This window comes from Burkholderia sp. Bp8984 (assembly GCF_003853755.1).
In the GTDB taxonomy this organism is placed as follows: domain Bacteria; phylum Pseudomonadota; class Gammaproteobacteria; order Burkholderiales; family Burkholderiaceae; genus Burkholderia.
This window is the reverse complement of the sequence record NZ_QTQN01000019.1, coordinates 117,227-137,403: the sequence shown is the minus strand read 5'-3', so window position 1 is coordinate 137,403 and position 20,177 is coordinate 117,227. Positions and strand designations below refer to the sequence as shown.

The following is a 20,177-nucleotide window of genomic DNA, read 5'->3' as shown; positions in this document are numbered from 1 at the left end:
CGCCGCGACGCCACACGCCCCTGCGCACCGTCCCCCAAGCGGGAGTAGTCTGCATGCTTTACCAACTGCACGAATTCCAGCGGGCGATGCTGAGCCCGCTCACGGCCTGGGCCCAGGCCGCCTCCAAGTCGTTCGCCAATCCGTCCAGCCCGTTCTCGCTGATGCCCGGCGCACCGCGGATGGCCGCCGCGTACGAACTGATGTACCGGCTCGGCAAGGATTACGAGAAGCCCGAATTCAACATTCACCAGATCGTCAAGGACGGCCACAACATCCCGATCGTCGAGCAGACGATCATCGAGAAGCCGTTCTGCCGGCTGCTGCGTTTCAAGCGCTATTCGGACGACGCCGATGCCGTCACGCAGCTGAAGGACGAGCCGGTCGTGCTGGTCTGCGCGCCGCTGTCGGGCCACCACTCGACGCTGCTGCGCGACACGGTGCGCACGCTGCTGCAGGATCACAAGGTGTACATCACCGACTGGATCGATGCGCGGATGGTGCCGGTCGAGGTCGGCCCGTTCCACCTGCACGACTACATCGCGTACATCCAGGAATTCATCCGCCACATCGGCGCGCGCAACCTGCACGTGATCTCCGTGTGCCAGCCGACCGTGCCGGTGCTCGCGGCAATCTCGCTGATGGCGAGCCGCGGCGAGGACACGCCGCTCACGATGACGATGATGGGCGGCCCGATCGACGCGCGCCGCAGCCCGACGTCGGTGAATTCGCTGGCTACGCAACACTCGACCGCGTGGTTCGAGAACAACGTGATCCACACGGTGCCCGCGAACTATCCGGGCGAAGGCCGCCACGTGTATCCGGGCTTCCTGCAGCACACGGGCTTCGTCGCGATGAACCCGGAACGTCACGCGCAATCGCACTGGGACTTCTACCAGAGCCTGCTGCGCGGCGACGAGGACGACGCCGAGGCGCACCGCCGCTTCTACGACGAGTACAACGCGGTGCTCGACATGGCGGCCGAGTACTACCTCGAGACGATCCGCGTCGTGTTCCAGGAATTCCGGCTCGCGGAAGGCACGTGGGATGTCGAAGGCGAGCGCGTGCGTCCGCAGGACATCAAGCACACCGCGCTGATGACGATCGAGGGTGAACTCGACGACATCTCGGGCAGCGGCCAGACGCACGTCGCGCATGAGCTGTGCACGGGCATCCCGCAGGACGACCGCCGCAGCCTGACCGCCGAGAAGTGCGGTCACTACGGGATCTTCTCGGGCCGCCGCTGGCGCACGATCATCTATCCGCAGTTGCGCGACTTCATCCGCGAGCATGCGCCGGAACCGAAGAACGGCACGACGAAGTTGCCTCCCGATGCACAGGACGCGACCACGATCGGCGCCGTGCCGGCCGCCACGCCGCAGCCTGAAACGACGGCGCGCGCCACCGCCGCGAAACGCACGCGCCCGAAAGCGCCGGCCGTGACGGTCGCCCCCGCCAGGACGGCCGTCGCGAAGGCCGCACCGGCCGCGAAACGCGCAGGCAGCACGCGCGCCAAGCCCGCGCGGGCGCGCAAGGCCGCCTGACGCACCGCGTCCCGACGCAAAAACGCCGCCGTTGCTTGCGCACGGCGGCGTTTTTTTATCCGGCGGTCGCGCTCGCGGCGACTCATCGATTCATCGACGCGTCGGTTCATCGGCGCGTCGGTTCGACGGTTCGTCGACTCAGCGCCGCAGCAGATACGCGAGCAGCAACTCGGTGTTCATCCTGACCATCTCCGCGCGCTCGTCGGCTTCGCTGAAGTCGCGGCCGAGCGTCGCGGCGAGCGTGAAGCGGTTCGACACGATGTAATAGCCGAGCCCCGACAGCGTCACGTAGAAGCGCAGCGGATCGACGTCGCTGCGGAACAGCCCGGCTTTCTGGCCGCGCATCAGCACGTTGCCGAGCTTCGCGACGATCGGCGACATCATCTCGCGGATCCGCGTCGACTTGTGCAGGTAGCGCGCTTCGTGCAGGTTCTCGTTGTTGATGAGCCGCAGCAGCTCGGGATGATCGCGGTAGTAGTCCCACACGAAATGCGCAAGCCGCGTGACGGCCTCGACGGGCGCCACGCCATCCAGATCGAGCACGCGCTCGGCCTCGGTCAGCGCGGAGAACGCGTGTTCGAGCACGGCCGTAAACAGCTGCTCCTTGCTGCCGAAGTAGTAATAGAGCATGCGCTCGTTGGTCTCGGCCCGGCGCGCGATCTGGTCGACGCGTGCGCCGAACAGCCCTCCACCCGCGAACTCTTCGGCTGCCGCCATCAGGATGCGGCGGCGTGTACCTTCAGGATCTCTTTTGATTTTTGGCTGATTCATGGTGGCGTTTTGCTATGTGAGCCGCGTGATCCTGATCCGGACCGGCACCCCCACCGCCTCGGCGCCGGCTGCCCTGGAACGAGCGCGCCGCATGCGGCCGCCCTCCTGCTGAGCCCCTGCAAAAAAGCGGTTCGATTATGCGCACAGACAGCGTCCAGCGCAATGCGGGAAATCGGCGATAATCAAGGTTTGGCAAACCTTTCCGGCCGCGCCAGACGCGGCCGAGAGCCATTCGGCGCTGCTGCGCCCGTTGTCACCGTGACCGATTCCAAGACCCTCGCGGATCGCATCGAAGATCTGCTTCCCCAGACGCAATGCACGAAGTGCGGCTATAACGGCTGCCGTCCGTACGCCGAAGCGATCGCCGCCGGCGACGCGAACTACAACCAGTGCCCGCCCGGCGGCGCCGAAGGCATCGCGCGCCTCGCGCGCCTGCTCGGCAAGCCCGTGATCCCGCTGAATCCCGTCAACGGCGCCGAGCATCCGCGCGCCGTCGCGTTCATCGACGAAAGCCTGTGCATCGGCTGCACGCTGTGCATGCAGGCGTGCCCGGTCGACGCGATCATCGGCGCACCGAAACAGATGCACACGATCGTCGAATCGCTGTGCACGGGCTGCGACCTGTGCGTACCGCCCTGCCCGGTCGACTGCATCGCGATGGTCCCCGTGACCGACGAGCGCACCGGCTGGGACGCGTGGTCGCAGGAACAGGCGGACGCCGCGCGCGAGCGCCACGACCGCCGGCTCGCGCGCCAGCGTCGCGAACGCGAGGCCGCCGAGGCGCGCGCCGCCGCCCGCCGCGCGGCCAGCGCCGGCGCGGCCAAGGCTGCGCCGGCCGCGGAACAGCCGGGCGCACCGGGCGCTGCCCCGGCCGACGACGCCGACGCGAAGAAGCGCGCGATCATCGCCGCCGCGCTCGAACGCGCACGCAAGAAGAAGGAAGAACTGTCCGGGCAAGGCGCCGGGCCGAAGAACACCGAAGGCGTGAGCGCGGCCGTGCAGGCGCAGATCGACGCGGCCGAAGCCCGCCGCAAGCGGCTCGCCGAACAGCAGGCGCAGCGCGACGCCGAGGCCGCCGGCGACACCCGCGACGATCCGAACCACGACGACCGGAACGGCGCGTCCGCGCCGCCCGACGAGAACCGTCCATGAACGCCACGAAACGACGCGCGATCTACGAAACGCTGCAAAGCCTCAATCCGCATCCGACCACCGAGCTCGAATACACGACGCCGTTCGAGTTGCTGATCGCGGTGATGCTGTCCGCGCAGGCGACCGACGTGTCGGTCAACAAGGCGATGCGCAAGATGTTCCCGGTCGCGAACACCCCGCGACAAATCGTCGCGCTCGGCGAAGAAGGCGTCGCCGACTACATCAAGACGATCGGCCTGTACCGCACCAAGGCCAAGAACGTGATCGCGACGTGCAACATCCTGCTCGAGCGCTACGACGGCGAGGTGCCGGCCGATCGCGAAGCGCTCGAGAGCCTGCCGGGCGTCGGCCGCAAGACCGCGAACGTCGTGCTGAACACTGCGTTCGGCCAGCCGACGATCGCGGTCGACACGCACATCTTCCGCGTCGCGAACCGCACGGGGCTCGCGCCGGGCAAGGACGTGCGAGCCGTCGAGGCCGCGCTCGAGAAGTTCACGCCGAAGGAATTCCTGCAGGACGCGCATCACTGGCTGATCCTGCACGGACGCTATGTGTGCAAGGCGCGCAAGCCCGAATGCTGGCACTGCGTGATCGAGCCGCTGTGCGAATTCCGGCCGAAGACGCCGCCGCCGAACGAGTGAGCGTCAGCCGCGGCTGACGCACTGCACGCGGCCGCTCGTGCCTCTCGTGCCGAGGGCAGCGCACGGCACGACCAGCGGACGCCATTGCGGCGCCCGCGGCTTGTCCCTGCCCTGCTATGCGTTGGACGTCGCCGTCGCGTCGTCGGCCGCCGCGCCGCCCGCGCGCACGAGCGCGAGCACGGCCGCGAGGATCGCGACGCCGCCGATCCACTGCAACGGCGACAGCGCCTCGCCGAACAGCAGCGCCGCGAGCGCGACCGTCACGACCGGCTCGAGCGTCGACAGCATCGACGTGCGCGCGGCCCCCAGCCGCTCGAGCCCGGCGAAGAACGCGAGCATCGCGGCGACCGTCGACACCAAGGCGATCGCAAGCATCGACGCCCAGCCGGCAGCCGTCGCCGGCCAGCGCGGCGGCGCACCGAACGCCGCGGTCCGCACGATCGCGATCGCGACGAGCGTCGCGGTCGCCGACAGGCAGATGACGGCGGTCGTCGCGAGCGGATCGACGCCGCGCGTCGCCTTCGTGCCGCCGACGATGTACAGCGAATAGATCACCGCGGCGGCCAGCGCGAGCGCGATGCCGAGCGGCTCGCCGTGGCCGCCGCCGACCATCAGCGCGGAGCCCGCGACGCAGAGCACGAGCGCGACCGCCTTCGCGCGCGTGAGGCGCTCGCCGAGCCACCATGCGGCCAGCAGCGTGACGAAGGCCGGATACAGGTACAGCAGCAATGCGACGAGGCTCGCCTGCGCATGCTGGAGCGCACTGAAATAGCAGAACGACTGCCCGACGTAGCCGAGCGCCCCCATCGCCACGAGCGGCGCGAGCGTGCGGCCGCGCGGCCATGCGACGCGGCGGTGCCGCGCGATCGCGGCAAGGATCGCACCGCCGATCGCGAAGCGCACGATCAGCAGCCCGAGCACGTCGACGCCGGCCGCATACGCATAGCGGCCGAAGATCGCCATCGCGCCGAAGGCGGCGGCGGACAACGCGACATAGAGCGCGCCCTGTAGCGCGGCGGACGATGAGCGGACGGTGGCGGACATGATGGAGCGGTGCGAGCGCGACGACGGGAATCGTCGGAGTGTAGCGGCGCGGCGGCCGGCAGCCTAGCCCGCGCTTACCCGTTGCGCGGCGGCCCGCACCGACCGGCACCGCGCCCGATGTGCCCGATGTGCCCGATGTGCCGATGTGCCGATGTGCCGATGCGCCCGCTGCGCGCGGCAAGCGCCCCGCCAGCGCCGCGCGCCGACCCGGCGTACAATGCGCGACGCGGCATGACGCCGCCCGAATCACGACGTTTCCCCACCATGTTCAATCCGAGTCGCGACGAAGTCCGTCGCTTTTTCACCGAGACCTGGCGCAAGCAGCGCGCCGGCGAGATCCTGACGCCGCTGGAAGCGATGGCAGCCGACTGGATCGTCGAGCATCCGGAATACCACGACGACCTCGCGGACGCCGACGGCGCCGCCGCGCGCAACTACACGCCCGAGGAAGGCCGCACGAACCCGTTCCTGCATCTGTCGATGCACCTCGCGATCAGCGAGCAGCTGTCGATCGACCAGCCGCCCGGCATCCGCGCCGCGCACGACAAGCTGGCCGCGAAGCTCGACTCGACCCACGAGGCGCAGCACGTGATCATGGAGTGCCTCGGCGAGACGATCTGGGAAGCGCAGCGCACCGGCACGCCGCCCGATACGGACGCGTACCTGCAGCGCATCCTGCGCCGCGCGTCCCGCGACTGAGCGCCGCGGACAAAAAAATACCCCGCCGCGGCGGGGTATTCCGGCTGCACGGACCGGCAAGGTCCGGCGCGCTTACTTCTTGAAGACGAGATCCGTCTCTTTCAGCGACTCGATGTAGGCCGCGATGTCCTTCATGTCGCTGACCGACAGGTTCTGCACCTGCGCCTGCATGATCGCGTTGTTGCGACCGAGCAGCGGGTTCGTCAGCCCCATCTGGTACTGGCGCATCGCCCACACGAGGTAGTCGGCGTGCTGGCCCGCGAGGCGCGGATATTCTGCGTTGATCGGCTTGTTCAGCTGCGCGCCGTGGCAGGCCGCGCAGTTGTGCGACTCGACCAGCTCCTTGCCCTTCGTGATGTCCGCCGCATGCGCGGTACCGATCGCGAGGCCGGCCGCCAGTGCAACCGCCGCCGTCTTGAATGCGTTGTTCATGAATGCTCCTGTCCCGCCGGTCAGATCGGCGGCGCGCGCTTTACTTGTAGGGATTGTCCTTCGTGTCGGCCTTCTGGACGGCGTAGTAAGCCGCCAGATCCGCGATGTCCTGGTCCGTCAGCGAACCGGCGATCGCGTTCATCGACGGGAAGTGACGATCTTTCTTGCGGTAGGCCTTCAGCGCGTTCTCGAGGTATTGCTGGTTCTGGCCGCCGAGGACGGGCACCCGGTAGACCTCCGGATACGCCGCGCGGTAATCCTGGATGCCGTGGCAACCGATACACATGGCGGCCTTGCTTGCCCCGTCCTTCGGGTTGCCGACCACACCGGCCGCCTGCGCGCTGCCCGCGAGCGCCACGAGCGCTGCGACAACGACGTGTTTGCCGACGAATTTGTTCATAGCTCTTGTAACCTAGCTTGAGGGGAAACTGGCGCCGAAGCGGCAACGGCCCGCGCCGTTTTGCTTGTCGGTCGCCACGCAGGCCAAAAAAAACGGCCAGATTGTACCGCGTCGGCGGGGAATGCGTCCATACGGCGCCCCGGTCCGCCCCGCCGCAGCCCCGCAACGATACGCGGCCCCGGCCCAACCGGACAGCCCTTCTGACTTATACTGAGTTTTTTTGCGACCAGGAAAGAGCGCCGCCATGCGTTTCGAAGGATCCTCGCACTACGTCGCCACCGACGACCTGAAGCTCGCGGTCAATGCCGCGCTGACGCTGCAGCGCCCGCTGCTGATCAAGGGCGAGCCCGGCACCGGCAAGACCATGCTCGCCGAGGAAGTGGCGGCCGCGCTCGACATGCCGCTGCTGCAGTGGCACATCAAGTCGACGACGAAGGCGCAGCAGGGCCTGTACGAATACGACGCCGTGTCGCGGCTGCGCGACTCGCAGCTCGGCGACGCGCGCGTGAAGGACATCGCGAACTACATCGTGAAGGGCGTGCTGTGGCAGGCGTTCGACGCCGAGCACCCGAGCGTGCTGCTGATCGACGAGATCGACAAGGCCGACATCGAATTCCCGAACGACCTGCTGCGCGAGCTCGACCGGATGGAATTCCACGTGTACGAGACGCGCGAGACCGTGCGCGCGAAGCACCGCCCGCTCGTGATCATCACGTCGAACAACGAGAAGGAGCTGCCCGACGCATTCCTGCGCCGCTGCTTCTTCCACTACATCCAGTTTCCCGATCCGTCGACGATGCAGCAGATCGTCGCGGTCCACTTCCCGGACATCCGCGAGGAACTGCTGCGCGCGGCGCTCGAGAGCTTCTTCGAGCTGCGCGCCGTGTCGGGGCTGAAGAAGAAGCCGTCGACGTCCGAGCTGCTCGACTGGCTGAAGCTGCTGCTCGCCGAGAACATCCCGGCCGACGTGCTGCGCGGCGTCGACGCGAAGCAGATCGTGCCGCCGCTCGCGGGCGCGCTGCTGAAGAACGAGCAGGATCTGAGCCTGCTCGAGCGGCTCGTCTACATGAATCGGCACAACCGGTAACCCACCCGCGAAGGCCCGGCCATGCTGCTCAATTTCTTCTACGCGCTGCGCGCAGCCAAGCTGCCCGTCTCGGTGAAGGAATACCTGACGCTGCTCGAATCGCTGAAGGCCGGGCTGATCTCGCCGTCGATCGACGCGTTCTACTTCCTCGCGCGGATGACGCTCGTCAAGGACGAGCAGTACTTCGACAGGTTCGACCAGGCGTTCGGCGCGTATTTCCACGGCGTGTCCGCCCTGCCTTCCGAGGCGTTCGACGTTCCGCTCGACTGGCTCGAGAAACGCCTCCAGCGCGAGCTGTCGCCGGAGGAAAAGGCGCAGATCGAAGCGATGGGCGGCCTCGACAAGCTGATGGAGCGCCTGAAGGAACTGCTCGACGAGCAGAAGGAACGCCACGAAGGCGGCAACAAGTGGATCGGCACCGGCGGCACGTCGCCGTTCGGGCACGGCGGCTACAACCCAGAAGGCATGCGCATCGGCGGCCCGTCGAACGGCAACCGCACCGCGGTCAAGGTGTGGGAAGCGCGCGCCTATCGCGACTACGACGATTCCGTCGAGATCGGCACGCGCAACATCAAGGTCGCGCTGCGGCGCCTGCGCCGCTTCGCGCGCGAAGGCGCGGCCGAGGAGCTCGACCTGCCCGGCACGATCCGCAGCACGGCCGCGAACGCCGGCTGGCTCGACCTGCGGATGGTGCCCGAGCGCCACAACAACGTGAAGGTGCTGATGCTGCTCGACGTCGGCGGCTCGATGGACGACCACATCAAGCGCACCGAGGAGCTGTTCTCGGCCGCGAAGGCCGAGTTCAAGCACCTGGAGTTCTACTACTTCCACAACTGCGTGTACGACCACCTGTGGAAGAACAACCGCCGCCGTCACGCGGAGCGCACCGCGACGTGGGACGTGCTGCACAAGTTCACGCCCGACTACAAGCTGATCTTCGTCGGCGACGCGACGATGAGCCCGTACGAGGTGCTGCAGCCCGGCGGCTCGGTCGAATACAACAATCCGGAAGCCGGCGCCGTCTGGCTGCGCCGCCTCGCCGACCAGTTCCCCCACCATGCATGGCTGAACCCGGAGCCCGAGCGGCTATGGGAATACCGGCAATCGGTCTCGATCATTCGCGACGTGCTCGGTCAGCGCATGTACCCGCTCACGCTCGCGGGCCTCGAAACCGCGATGCGCGCACTCAGCAAGTAACGAACCCACCCTGCAGACACGAAGGCCGCGTCCAGGCGGCCTCCCCCGGAGATAGCATGAACCCTTCGCCCACCGCGAGCGCTGGCCGCGCCGGCGGCCGCCGCTTTTTCACCGATACGTCCGTCTCGGCGCTCGTCGCCGGCTTCGTCGCGATGATGACGGGCTACACGAGCTCGCTCGTGCTGATGTTCCAGGCCGGCCGCGCCGCGCACCTGACCGACGCGCAGATCTCGTCGTGGATCTGGGCGCTGTCGATCGGCATGGCGCTGACGACGATCGGCCTGTCGCTGCGCTTTCGCGCGCCCGTCGTGGTCGCATGGTCGACGCCCGGCGCCGCGCTGCTGATCGCGTCGCTGCCCGGCGTACCGTATCCCGAAGCCATCGGCGCGTTCGTCGTGTGCGCACTGCTGCTGACCGCGGTCGGCCTGAGCGGGCTGTTCGACACGCTGATGCGGCGCATTCCGGCCGGCATCGCTGCCGCCCTGCTCGCGGGCATCCTGTTCGAGATCGGCATCGAGATCTTCCGCGCCGCGCAGTTCCAGACCGCGCTCGTGCTCGCGATGTTCTTCACCTACCTGATCGTCAAGCGGCTCGCGCCGCGCTACGCGATCGTCACGACGCTGCTCGTCGGCACCGTGGCGGCCGGCGGCCTCGGTCTGCTCGACTTCAGCCGCTTCCACATCGCGCTCGCGCAACCCGTGTTCACGATGCCCGCGTTCTCGATCGCGTCGATCGTCAGCATCGGCATTCCGCTGTTCGTCGTCGCGATGGCGTCGCAGAACGTGCCGGGCATCGCGGTGCTGCGCGCGGACGGCTATTCGACCCCGTCGTCGCCGCTGATCGCGTCCACCGGCCTCGCGTCGCTGCTGCTCGCGCCGTTCGGCTCGCACGGCGTGAACCTCGCGGCGATCACCGCGGCGATCTGCACGGGCCCCGAAGCGCACGAGGATCACGCGAAGCGCTACACGGCCGCCGTGTGGTGCGGCACGTTCTACCTGATCGCCGGGATCTTCGGCGCGACGATCGCCGCGCTGTTCGCGGCACTGCCGAAGGCGCTCGTCGTGTCGGTCGCCGCGCTCGCGCTGTTCGGCTCGATCATGAGCGGGCTCGCGAACGCGATGCAGGACGTGAAGCAGCGCGAAGCCGCGCTCGTCACGTTCATGGTCACCGCGTCGGGTCTGACGCTGTTGTCGATCGGCTCGGCGTTCTGGGGCCTCGTCGCGGGGATCGTCACGCAGGTGATCCTGAACGCGCGTCGCCCCGCGTGATGCGGCGCGACGCCCGCCACAGCAGGCGCCGGACCCGCCAAAACGTGCCCGACACGAATCGGGCCTAAAATGATGGATCGAAGGCGGCGCCCGGCGCCGCCTCGCTTCGCCGCCGCGCTCGCGCGGCCCGTGAGAACCCGGCGCGCCGCGCCCTTCTTCCGAATCGCCATGACTACCGCACTCGACCAGCTGAAGCAGTACACGACCGTCGTCGCCGACACGGGCGATTTCCAGCAGCTTGCGCAATACAAGCCGCAGGATGCGACCACGAACCCGTCGCTGATCCTGAAGGCCGTCCAGAAGGACGCGTACAAGCCGATCCTCGAGAAAACCGTCCGCGATCATCGCAACGAAAGCACCGATTTCATCATCGACCGCCTGCTGATCGCATTTGGCACCGAGATCCTGAAGCTGATTCCGGGCCGCGTGTCGACCGAGGTCGATGCGCGCCTGTCGTTCGACACGCAGCGCTCGATCGACAAGGGTCGCGAACTCATCGCACTGTACGAAGCCGCCGGCGTCGGCCGCGAGCGCATCCTGATCAAGCTCGCGTCGACGTGGGAAGGCATTCGCGCGGCCGAGGTGCTGCAGAAGGAAGGGATCAAGTGCAACATGACCCTGCTTTTCTCGCTCGTGCAGGCCGCCGCGTGCGCGGAAGCCGGCGCGCAACTGATCTCGCCGTTCGTCGGCCGCATCTACGACTGGTACAAGAAGCAGGCCGGCGCCGACTGGGATGAAGCGAAGAACGGCGGTGCGAACGATCCGGGCGTGCAGTCGGTGCGCCGCATCTACACCTACTACAAGACGTTCGGCTACAACACCGAAGTGATGGGCGCGAGCTTCCGCACGACGAGCCAGATCACCGAGCTCGCGGGCTGCGACCTGCTGACGATCAGCCCCGATTTGCTGCAGAAGCTGCACGACAGCACCGAAACGGTGGCGCGCAAGCTGTCGCCGGACGCGCTGCAGGACAAGCCGACCGAGCGCGTCGCGATCGACGAGGCGTCGTTCCGCTTCCAGCTGAACGACGAAGCGATGGCGACCGAAAAGCTGTCCGAAGGCATCCGCGTGTTCGCCGCCGATGCGGTGAAGCTCGAAAAGCTGATCGACGGGCTGCGCTGAACCACGCCGCACCTGACGTGACGGCCGGCAGTTGAACTGTCAGCAACCCTGACAACAGCCGTCAGCAGCGTGACGAACGGCCGCGAACCGCGTGTTCGCGGCCGTTTTTATTTTTCATTCCATCGTCAGACGCGCGCACTACAATCCACGTCACGAGTGCGCCGGCCGCATCCCGGCGTGCTCTTCCCGGTCAATCTTGGAAGTACCCGCGCCGGCACCGACACGCCGGCCCGGTCAACAGGAGACAACGATGCAAGTCCAACCGTATCTGACGTTCTACGGCCGCGCGGAAGAGGCCCTTCAGTTCTACGAAAAGGCGCTCGGCGCGAAGACGATGTTCAAGATGCGCTTCAAGGATGCGCCGCCGAATCCCGAACACGCGATCACGCCCGAGATGGCCGACAAGGTGATGCATGCGAGCTTCACGATCGGCGACTCGATGATCATGTGCTCGGACGGCGACTGCAGCCAGCCGGCCGGCGCCGCGCATGCCGGCTATTCGCTGTCGCTGAACCCGGCGACGGTCGAGGAAGGCCAGAAGCTGTTCAATGCGCTCGCCGACGGCGGCGAAGTGACGATGCCGTTCGGCAAGACGTTCTGGGCGCTCGGCTTCGGGATGGCGAAGGACCGTTTCGGCGTGCACTGGATGGTCAACGTCGAAGACCTGTCGCAACGCGAGGATCTCGTGAAACGCGCGCAGGGCTGACACCCGCGAAAACGCCCGCCACTTCGCAGTGACGGGCGTCGTTGCCGCTGCGCGATGCGCGGCCCGCGACACGCGGCCGCGCCGCCCGCATCAACCCTCGACGACGTCGAGATAGTCCTCCGGCCGCGTGCGATCCTCCGCATGCGCCATGCCCATCGCGCGCACCAGCACGCTCACCGCCACCGCCACCACCAGGTTCACGACCAGCGACCACACGGCCGCGTAGCCGGGAATCGCGAGGCCGAACAGGTGGATCGTGAAGATCGAGCTCGCGAGCTTCAGCGACACCGCCATCCACGTGCCGCACACGATGCCTGCCGCCCAGCCGGCCAGCAGGCCGCGATGGTCGAGCAGCCGCGTGTAAAGGCCGAGCACGATCGCGGGCAGCGTCTGGATGATCCAGATCCCGCCGAGCAGCTGCAGCTGGATCGCATAGGTGAGCGGCAGCCCGAGGATGAACGCGACCGCGCCGACCTTCACGATCAGCGACGTGAGCTTCGCGACGTGCGTCTCCTGGTCGTGCGTCATGTCGCGGTTGATGAACTCGCGGTGGATGTTGCGCGTATAGAGGTTCGCGGCCGCGATCGACATGATCGCCGCCGGCACCAGCGCGCCGATGCCGATCGCCGCGAACGCGACGCCGACGAACCACGACGGGAAATACTCGAGGAACAGCGCGGGCACCGCGAAGTTCGGGCCGAACGCCTTGAAGTACGGCGCGTACTGCGGCATGTCCTTCACGCCCGCTGCAAGCGCCATGTAGCCGAGCAGCGCGAGCAGGCCGAGCACGAACGAGTACGCGGGCAGCATCGCCATGTTGCGGCGGATCGAGTTGCCGGACGACGACGACAGGATCGCCGTGACCGAGTGCGGATACAGGAACAGCGCGAGCGCCGAGCCGATCGCGAGCGTCACGTACGCGCTGTAGCCGTTCAGGCTCGCCGCGTCCGGCGCCTTCAGCAGCAGCTTCGCGGGCGGCACGCTCGCGAAGATGTGGCCGAAGCCGCCGAGCTTCGCCGGGATCACGATGACCGCCGCGGCGATCGTGATGTAGATCAGGATGTCCTTCACGATCGCGATCATCGCGGGCGCGCGCAGCCCCGACGTGTACGTGTACGCGGCGAGGATCGCGAACGCGATGATCAGCGGCAGGTCGCCGACGAAGCCCGTCGTGTCGAAGCCGAGCGCGCCGATCACGACTTCGATGCCGACGAGCTGCAGCGCGATGTAGGGCATCGTCGCGAGGATGCCCGTCACCGCGATCGCGAGCGCGAGCATCCGGCTGCCGTAGCGTGCGTTCACGAAGTCGGCGGCCGTCACGTAGCCGTGACGCTTCGCGATGCTCCACAGCTTCGGGAACACGACGAACGCGAACGGGTAGATCAGGATCGTGTACGGCAGCGCGAAGAAGCCCATCGCGCCGGCGCCGAACACGAGCGCGGGCACCGCGACGAACGTATAGGCCGTGTAGAGGTCGCCGCCGAGCAGGAACCAGGTGACGATCGTGCCGAAGCGGCGGCCGCCGAGGCCCCATTCGTCGAGATGGGCGAGATCGCCGCGCCGCCAGTTGGCGGCCAGGAAACCGATGATCGTGACACCGATGAACAGGAGCACGAAAACGAAGGTCGCGCCGAGATTCATCGCGCACCTCCCTGCGGGCCGCTCGCCTTCCACGCGTTCTTGGTCTTGAAATAGACGAACGCGGTAATCACCGCGCTAATGAAGACCCAAAGGAGCTGGTACCAGTAGAAGAACGGAAATCCGAACCATTGCGGTTCGATCTTGCTGTACGACGGTACCCACACCATCGCGATCAGCGGCAGTACCAGCAGCCAGAGCCAGCGCTTGGCGGCCCGATTGGCGTCGGCATCGTGAGCCATGACGTCTCCTCATCTTTCCCGGTTATCGATCTTGTCAAGCGGGTGCGGCGGCGAGAGGAGCGGCAAAACGGGTAAGCTGCGGCTCCCCTGGCTTCGCGCCAGTATAGGAGCCGCGAACGCGCGGTCAAGCGGGGGCGAACCCGAGGTGATCCGCCCCCAGTCATGCGGTTGCACCGGCATGCGGCCGGCGCATGAGCGTCAGATCGCGAACGAGGATTCGCGTGCGCCGATCGTTTCTTTCAAAGCTTTCACCCACTTGCGCGCGGGCAGCTTCAGCGTGTCCTCGATCAGTTTCGCGCGGGCTTCCAGCTGCGCGAACGACACGTCGAGCGCGGGGCCCGAGAACGCGATCGCGATCCGGTTGCCGTCGTGCACTTCGGGCAGCGCGATCACGCGATGGTCGAACGCCGCGTTCAGGTGCTTCATGTTGCGCACGAAGCTCGGATGGTCGCCGAACAGGTTGATCGTCGCGATGCCCGCGTCGGCGAGGCAGCCGCGCACCGCGCGGTAGAACGCGACGCTGTCGAGCACCGGGCCGCGTGCGGTCGCGTCGTACAGGTCGATCTGCAGTGCGCCCGTCGTGCCGCGGTTGGCCGGATCGTTGACGAAGTCCCACGCGTCGGCTTCGTGCACGACGAGGCGTGCGTCGTCGGGCGGCAGCGCGAACATCGTGCGTGCGGCGACGATCACGGCCGGGTTCAGTTCGACGGCCTCGACCTTCGCGTGCGGCAGGAAGCGGTGCGAGAACTTCGTCAGCGCACCGGTGCCGAGCCCGAGCTGGACGATCCGCTCGGGCGTTTCGAGGAACAGCAGCCACGCCATCATCTGCTGCGCGTATTCGAGCTCGATGGCGAGCGGCTTCGAAATCCGCATCGCGCCCTGCACCCATTCGGTACCGAAGTGCAGGAAGCGCACGCCGCGCTCTTCCGAGAACGTGACGGGCGCGAAGCGCGGCTTGCGCGGTGCGTCGAGGACGGGCACGTCGTCGTGTTCGTCGATCTCCGGGCGGCGCTTCACGCGCGGCGGCTGGAGCTGTTCGGAGCCGTTGTAGGCGGACGGCTTGCGTTTTTTGAACGCGCGCGCCTCGGCGGACGCGCGCTTGATCAGTCGGGTCATGATTGAATCTCGCTGGGTGACGCTGGATGAGCGGACGAGAGGATAGCATTGGTGGCGGTGGGAACCGTACCGAACGCCTGGTGATGCACGACTTCGACTTCACCGCGCCGTTGGCGCTACGCCGCGTTCATTGATCGAAGGAGGACGCATGACCTCGAACGGCAAGAAGATCTGGTTTCCCGCGAAGCGCTACGGCTGGGGATGGGGTTTGCCTGTCGCATGGCAAGGTTGGGTCGTGCTGCTGCTGTTCGCGACCGGGATCATCGCGAGCGCGTGGCTGGTGCCGCCGCACCAATCGCCGATCGCATACGGTGCCTGCATCGTGGTACTGGTCGCGCTGCTGACTGCCGTTTGCTGGCTCAAGGGCGAGAAGCCCGGGTGGCGATGGGGCAAGGACGATTGATCGTCCGGCGCGACACGCACGCACGTACGATCGCCGTTCTTCGGCAACGAACAACCCGCTTCCCGCTGTCATCGCCCCAAATCGATCGCCCTCTGTCGAACGGCTGAATTGCCCCGGTCCCCCGCGACGCAAAGATGTGAAGAAACGGCCATCGGCCGGAAGATCACGCGCGCGCTCGCCTTCGTCAACACGCACCGCGGTGCCGCCGGCATCGCCCGTCGGCGTTCACCTCCAGCCTGCCCCGCCCTCACACCGCATGCGAACGGTCGCACCGGGTTCCTGCGCGCACCTTGAAAATATACCCAAATAGGGATAAATTCATCGATGGATCCGTACATCAAACCGCTGTATTGGCTCGGCTCGGCGCGCAAGGACCTCAAAGCGATGCCCGAAGCCGTGCAGGACACGTTCGGTTATGCGCTCTATCTGGCGCAGACCGGACGCAAGCACGAGCAGGCGAAACCGTTGCGAGGGTTCGGATCGGCCGGCGTGCTCGAGATCGTGGAATCGGAAGACAACGGCACGTACCGCGCCGTCTACACGGTGAAGCTCGGGAGCAGCGTCTACGTGCTGCACTGCTTCCAGAAGAAATCATCGTGCGGCATCGCGACGCCGAAGCCGGACGGCGATCTCGTCCGCGCACGCCTGAAAGCAGCCGAAGCACACGCACAAGGAGCAAGACGATGATCGAAATCGAACCGGGCAGCGGGAACGTCTACGCTGATCTGGGCATGCGCGATGCCGACGAAATGCGCGTGAAGGCTCAACTCGCCGCCAAGATCGCGGAGATCATCAAGGCACGCAAATGGACGCAGCAGCAGGCGGCCCGGTTGCTCGGCATGACGCAGCCGAAGCTGTCGAACATGCTGCGCGGGCAGTTTCGCGGCGTGAGCGAAACGAAGATGCTCGAATGTCTGGCGAAGCTCGGACGCGACGTGCAGATCGTCGTCGGGCCTGACCGTCAGTCCGAAGTCGAAGGGCACATCGAAGTCGTATTCGCCGCCTGACGGCAACGTCGTGCCGATGTTCCGGATTGCAGGGCGAGCGACGCGATCGCGTACTGCTGCGTCGCGACGCTCCTCTCCTGGCATCCTTGGTATGTCGATCGGGAGGATCGATGGATCGCCGCCATTTCCTCAAGTCGTCGACCTTTTTCACGGTTGCGGCAGCCACCGGTACGCTCGTCGTTCCGCTGTCGGCCCGATCTGCCGGCACCGCGCGCAAGGGCAGGTATCGGTTCCCGCAAGGCGTCGCCAGCGGTGATCCGCGCGATCGCTCCGTCGTGTTCTGGACGCGCTGCGTGCCCGTCGCCGAGAACGCGCGGCACCGCGCGAAAGGCGTCGCGCACACGATCCCGTTACGACTCGAAGTATCGACGCGGCCGGATTTCTCGACGCTCGTCGCCAGCGTCTCGTTGGGAGCACGCGCCACCTATGACTTCACCGTGCGCGCGAAGGTAACGCAGCTCGCACCGAATCTCACGTACCACTACCGGTTCGTCGCCGGCGGCGACGTGAGTGCCACCGGCGTCGCGCGCACGGCTCCGGATGCCGACGAGGCCAACCACCGCGTTCGCTTCGCATGGCTCACCTGCCAGGACTGGAGCATCAATCACTGGCAAGCCATGAGCCTGCTGGCAGCCGAAAGCGATCTCGATTTCGTCGTGCATGTGGGCGATTACATCTATGAGACGGTTGGGGCCTCGAGACCCGGCACGGTCGAGGCGGCGCACCCGCCGCTGCGCCTGCCTGACGGAAAGCCGCTCGCCGATGGCCGCGTGTATGCCGATACGCTCGAAGACTATCGGACGCTCTATCGCACTTATCGTACCGACGCGCGCTTGCAGACGCTGCACCAGCGCCTGCCGATGATCGCGATATGGGACGACCACGAATTTTCCGACGACTGCTGGCAGGATCACCAGGTCTACACCAACGAGGAAAGGCAGGAGACGCAGCGCCGCCGCAGCGCCAGTCGCGCGTGGGCGGAGTACATGCCGGTGGACTGGAGCGACGTGCGCTTCGAACCGGACAATCCGTCGTACACCAACATTCGTATCTATCGCGAATTTCGCTTCGGCACGCTGATGCATCTCGTGATGACGGACGAGCGGCTGTATCGCGACGACCATGTCGTCAGCGAGGCGTCTGTCGCGCGTACACGCGGGCACGACCCGGTCAACGGCGACGACGCAGCCGGCTCGCGCTACTTCGTCAACCAGGGTGTGCTGCAGCGCCTGGAGGCGCAGGCTGCCGCGCAGCTTGGTCGCGCGCCGTCGATGCTCGGCCCGGAGCAGACGCAATGGTGGAAGGCCACGATGAAAGGTTCGCCCGCGACCTGGAAGGTGTGGGGCAACGAGGTGATGTTGAACCGTCTGTGGGCCGTGATGCCAGGCGCGCCGCAGACACCGGCAGCACGCCTCGTGGTCGATTGCGACGCATGGGACGGCTATCCGGCGCACAAACGCGAGCTGCTCTCATACCTGAACGAGCAGGGAATCCGCAACGTCGTCGCGATCAGCGGGGACCTGCATGCGTTTCAGTGCGGCGTCGTGCGGGACGACCCCGACCCTGCAAAAGGCACGCCCGTGGCCGTCGACTTCGTCTGCGCAGGCATCAGCAGCGCGTCCTTCTATTCCTACCTGAAAGCCGCATGGAGCGGCACGCCGTTTGCATCGCTGGCCTCCACCCCGGCCAAACTCGACACCTTCCTGACGACGAACAACCCCGATCTGCGCCACGCCGACCACGACGCACAGGGCTATGCGTCAGCCACCGTCACGCCGGAGCTTTTTTGCGTGGTGTTCAACAAAGTGAGGCCGCTGAACCCGGACGGCACCGCGCCCGCGGAGGCCCTGCTCGAACGCACGCTGCTGACCGTGCCCAAGGATTCGGTCGAGGTGCGCGTCGAGCGCTTCTAGGTTCACGCTTCAGAGATGGCGCATGCTGGCGCTGCCATTTTGTTCAGTTTGACATCGGCGTCGATCAGACAGCATGCTGCTGTCGCACCTGCATTTTCTTTCGACGTGACCTGATACGCCGTAACGTCATCGAAGCCTGCCAACATCCGTTCCGGCCATACCGGCTCCATCACACGGGATTTCGTAATCATGAGTCACATCCACTTCATCGGCGGGGAAAAAGGCGGCGTCGGCAAATCGCTCGCCGCCCGTGTGCTGGCCCAGTATTTCATCGATCGGAGCGTGCCCTTCATGGGCTTCGATACCGACCGATCGCACGGCGCGCTACTGCGGTTCTATGCCGATTTTGCCGCGCCTGCCGTGCTCGACCAGCATGACAGCCTCGATCCGGTCATGGAATCGGCGCTCGAAGATCCGCAGCGGCGCATACTGGTCGACCTCGCGGCCCAGACGCGGCAGTCGCTCGCAAGATGGCTCGACGATTCGGACGTGCTGGATTTTGCCGAAGAACACGGCCTCACGTTGACGTGGTGGCACGTGATGGACACCGGACGCGATTCGGTCGATCTGCTGCGGCATTGGCTCGACGAATTCGGTGGACGCATCAGGCTGGTGCTGGTACTGAATGAAGTCCGCGGCGATCGCTTCGAGATTCTGGCGGCGTCCGGCGAACGCGAGCGGGCCGAGGCCCTCGGCGCCAGCGTGATTACGCTGCGCCGCCTGCCCGACACGACGATGCAGAAGATCGATCGTCAAAGCGCGAGCTTCTGGGCGGCGGTCAATCATCCCGACCGCGCCGCCACGGGGCTCGGCTTGCTGGAGCGGCAGCGCGTCAAGGTCTGGCTGCATCGTACTTATGAGGAGCTGGGCACGCTCGCGTTGTAGTGCGGGCCCCTGCGACGGCGCGGAGGGTGCGGCGCGTTGGCGGAATGGCTCACACACGGAAACCTGGAGGTTGCGATGGCCGATCACGACAGACTGCATCCACTCCGTCCGTTCCTGAAGAATTGGGTTTGGGAGCACGGCCGGATCGGGACGCGCTATCTCGACTGCGTCGATGGCGAAATCAAGTTCGATGCAGGCAAGAAATCGCATTTCGCTGCCGAGAAATATATCTACGTGCCGCTGGGCAAGAACCCTGACGACGACGCATCCGCGGAGGGTCCTGCGATCCACGAGGAAGGACTTGCACGCTTTTTGCGGGCTGCGCAACTGGGCACGCCTGCGGAAGCCGGTTCTGTGGCGGAGGTTCAGCGCGCGGTGCAGGACTGCGTGGAGATCGGCCTGTTCAGCGCGTATCAACGGGAGGCTCGACAGGCATTTGCCCGCTACGCGCAGGAAGCGATGTTCGACGACGAGATCCGCGCGGCGGTTGTCGACGACATCCGGCGAACGTACGTCGCCATGCGAGAGCAGCTGGCGCTGTACGATTTCAGTGTGCTCTACGGCTTGCCCACGCCGCTGCTGATCAGCGACACACCGTTCATCGACTGGCGCGTGAGCGCCAGTCCGGCACTTCCGTTCGTATCGCTTCCGCTGGGACCTTACTGCCTGCTGGTAGGCGCGCCGTCGGGCAGGAGTAGCCGAATCGGCCCGGTGGTCTGGAAGGCCGCTGCCGCGATGGGTCCGTTGAAGGACCACAACCGCCGGATCGAGGAGCACGCACGTCTGTGGCTGGTGGCGACCACCGACGACCAACTCGTCGCAGCACAAGGTCGCATTGCCGCGGCCAGGGGCGCCAGGCACCTGCCGCCGCCCACCTGATACCGCTTCACCGAATCCTCGGAATCCGGCGCGC

At 66.5% G+C, this 20,177-nt stretch carries 23 protein-coding genes; 15 read left to right on the top strand and 8 right to left on the bottom strand.

Annotated features, from left to right (window positions below; translation table 11 throughout):
- Positions 1-53 precede the first annotated feature (53 nt).
- Complete coding sequence (locus DID98_RS20355) at positions 54-1,541, top strand: polyhydroxyalkanoate depolymerase (RefSeq protein ID WP_124571307.1); 1,488 nt, start codon at positions 54-56, stop codon at positions 1,539-1,541.
- Positions 1,542-1,679: 138 nt separating this feature from the next.
- On the opposite strand, the gene DID98_RS20350 is transcribed toward DID98_RS20355, so the two are convergent.
- Positions 1,680-2,312: a TetR family transcriptional regulator gene (locus DID98_RS20350; RefSeq protein ID WP_044849194.1), complete on the bottom strand. Its 633-nt coding sequence runs from the start codon at positions 2,310-2,312 to the stop codon at positions 1,680-1,682.
- Between the two features lie 162 nt (positions 2,313-2,474).
- On the opposite strand from DID98_RS20350, the gene rsxB reads away from it, so the two are divergent.
- Positions 2,475-3,464 (top strand): electron transport complex subunit RsxB, encoded by a 990-nt coding sequence (rsxB, locus tag DID98_RS20345; protein ID WP_124571306.1) that lies wholly within the window; start codon positions 2,475-2,477, stop codon positions 3,462-3,464.
- On the top strand, positions 3,461-4,105 hold the full coding sequence (gene nth / locus DID98_RS20340; protein WP_124487190.1) for an endonuclease III: 645 nt from the start codon (positions 3,461-3,463) through the stop codon (positions 4,103-4,105). The genes rsxB and nth overlap by 4 nt, the downstream gene beginning before the upstream one ends.
- Before the next feature lie 114 nt (positions 4,106-4,219).
- Here the strand turns inward: nth and DID98_RS20335 are convergent, their stop codons facing one another.
- On the bottom strand, positions 4,220-5,149 hold the full coding sequence (locus tag DID98_RS20335) for a DMT family transporter (RefSeq protein WP_124487189.1): 930 nt from the start codon (positions 5,147-5,149) through the stop codon (positions 4,220-4,222).
- A gap of 231 nt (positions 5,150-5,380) precedes the next feature.
- Here DID98_RS20335 and DID98_RS20330 point away from each other — a divergent pair, with 231 nt between their 5' ends.
- The gene (locus DID98_RS20330) at positions 5,381-5,848 is read left to right on the top strand and encodes a DUF1841 family protein (RefSeq protein WP_409362341.1); all 468 of its coding nucleotides are present in this window, start codon (positions 5,381-5,383) and stop codon (positions 5,846-5,848) included.
- 72 nt (positions 5,849-5,920) lie between these two features.
- Here DID98_RS20330 and DID98_RS20325 read toward each other — a convergent pair whose 3' ends face one another.
- Both DID98_RS20325 and DID98_RS20320 read right to left on the bottom strand, forming a co-directional pair.
- Complete coding sequence (locus tag DID98_RS20325; RefSeq protein ID WP_044846444.1) at positions 5,921-6,280, bottom strand: cytochrome c; 360 nt, start codon at positions 6,278-6,280, stop codon at positions 5,921-5,923.
- Between the two features lie 40 nt (positions 6,281-6,320).
- Complete coding sequence (locus DID98_RS20320) at positions 6,321-6,680, bottom strand: c-type cytochrome (RefSeq protein WP_011352793.1); 360 nt, start codon at positions 6,678-6,680, stop codon at positions 6,321-6,323.
- A 244-nt stretch (positions 6,681-6,924) separates the two neighbouring features.
- Here DID98_RS20320 and DID98_RS20315 point away from each other — a divergent pair, with 244 nt between their 5' ends.
- The 5 genes from DID98_RS20315 (at position 6,925) to DID98_RS20295 (ending at position 12,060) form a co-directional block, all read left to right on the top strand.
- Complete coding sequence (locus DID98_RS20315; protein ID WP_124571304.1) at positions 6,925-7,767, top strand: MoxR family ATPase; 843 nt, start codon at positions 6,925-6,927, stop codon at positions 7,765-7,767.
- Between the two features lie 21 nt (positions 7,768-7,788).
- Positions 7,789-8,964 (top strand): VWA domain-containing protein, encoded by a 1,176-nt coding sequence (locus tag DID98_RS20310; RefSeq protein ID WP_124571303.1) that lies wholly within the window; start codon positions 7,789-7,791, stop codon positions 8,962-8,964.
- A gap of 56 nt (positions 8,965-9,020) precedes the next feature.
- Positions 9,021-10,232: a benzoate/H(+) symporter BenE family transporter gene (locus tag DID98_RS20305; protein WP_044846441.1), complete on the top strand. Its 1,212-nt coding sequence runs from the start codon at positions 9,021-9,023 to the stop codon at positions 10,230-10,232.
- Positions 10,233-10,400: 168 nt separating this feature from the next.
- A complete protein-coding gene (gene tal, locus DID98_RS20300; protein ID WP_044846440.1) occupies positions 10,401-11,354 on the top strand; it encodes a transaldolase in 954 nt (317 codons plus the stop codon).
- Between the two features lie 250 nt (positions 11,355-11,604).
- Complete coding sequence (locus DID98_RS20295; protein ID WP_124487186.1) at positions 11,605-12,060, top strand: VOC family protein; 456 nt, start codon at positions 11,605-11,607, stop codon at positions 12,058-12,060.
- Positions 12,061-12,150: 90 nt separating this feature from the next.
- On the opposite strand, the gene mctP is transcribed toward DID98_RS20295, so the two are convergent.
- The 3 genes from mctP to DID98_RS20280 form a co-directional block, all read right to left on the bottom strand.
- The gene (gene mctP, locus DID98_RS20290) at positions 12,151-13,701 is read right to left on the bottom strand and encodes a monocarboxylate uptake permease MctP (protein ID WP_044846438.1); all 1,551 of its coding nucleotides are present in this window, start codon (positions 13,699-13,701) and stop codon (positions 12,151-12,153) included.
- Entirely contained in the window at positions 13,698-13,940 is a 243-nt protein-coding gene (locus tag DID98_RS20285) for a DUF3311 domain-containing protein (protein WP_011657556.1), read from the bottom strand. The genes mctP and DID98_RS20285 overlap by 4 nt, the downstream gene beginning before the upstream one ends.
- Positions 13,941-14,138: 198 nt before the next feature.
- Positions 14,139-15,056: a spermidine synthase gene (locus DID98_RS20280; RefSeq protein ID WP_124487185.1), complete on the bottom strand. Its 918-nt coding sequence runs from the start codon at positions 15,054-15,056 to the stop codon at positions 14,139-14,141.
- Positions 15,057-15,204: 148 nt separating this feature from the next.
- Between DID98_RS20280 and DID98_RS20275 the strand changes: the two genes are divergently transcribed.
- The 4 genes from DID98_RS20275 (at position 15,205) to DID98_RS20260 (ending at position 18,379) form a co-directional block, all read left to right on the top strand.
- The gene (locus DID98_RS20275) at positions 15,205-15,459 is read left to right on the top strand and encodes a hypothetical protein (protein ID WP_044846436.1); all 255 of its coding nucleotides are present in this window, start codon (positions 15,205-15,207) and stop codon (positions 15,457-15,459) included.
- A 324-nt stretch (positions 15,460-15,783) separates the two neighbouring features.
- On the top strand, positions 15,784-16,146 hold the full coding sequence (locus DID98_RS20270) for a type II toxin-antitoxin system RelE/ParE family toxin (RefSeq protein ID WP_044846435.1): 363 nt from the start codon (positions 15,784-15,786) through the stop codon (positions 16,144-16,146).
- A complete protein-coding gene (locus DID98_RS20265) occupies positions 16,143-16,466 on the top strand; it encodes a helix-turn-helix domain-containing protein (RefSeq protein WP_039319579.1) in 324 nt (107 codons plus the stop codon). Before DID98_RS20270 ends, DID98_RS20265 begins: the two co-directional genes overlap by 4 nt.
- Positions 16,467-16,576: 110 nt before the next feature.
- Complete coding sequence (locus DID98_RS20260; protein WP_124571302.1) at positions 16,577-18,379, top strand: alkaline phosphatase; 1,803 nt, start codon at positions 16,577-16,579, stop codon at positions 18,377-18,379.
- Between the two features lie 2 nt (positions 18,380-18,381).
- Here DID98_RS20260 and DID98_RS20255 read toward each other — a convergent pair whose 3' ends face one another.
- Positions 18,382-18,570, bottom strand: coding sequence for a hypothetical protein (locus DID98_RS20255; RefSeq protein ID WP_124521597.1), 189 nt, complete (start codon positions 18,568-18,570; stop codon positions 18,382-18,384).
- Between DID98_RS20255 and DID98_RS20250 the strand changes: the two genes are divergently transcribed.
- Positions 18,569-19,264 carry a mobilization protein gene (locus DID98_RS20250; RefSeq protein WP_124571301.1) on the top strand — a complete coding sequence of 232 codons (696 nt, stop codon included), beginning with the start codon at positions 18,569-18,571 and terminating at the stop codon, positions 19,262-19,264. The genes DID98_RS20255 and DID98_RS20250 overlap by 2 nt on opposite strands.
- A 75-nt stretch (positions 19,265-19,339) precedes the next feature.
- A complete protein-coding gene (locus DID98_RS20245) occupies positions 19,340-20,143 on the top strand; it encodes a hypothetical protein (RefSeq protein WP_124571300.1) in 804 nt (267 codons plus the stop codon).
- Positions 20,144-20,177 lie beyond the last annotated feature (34 nt).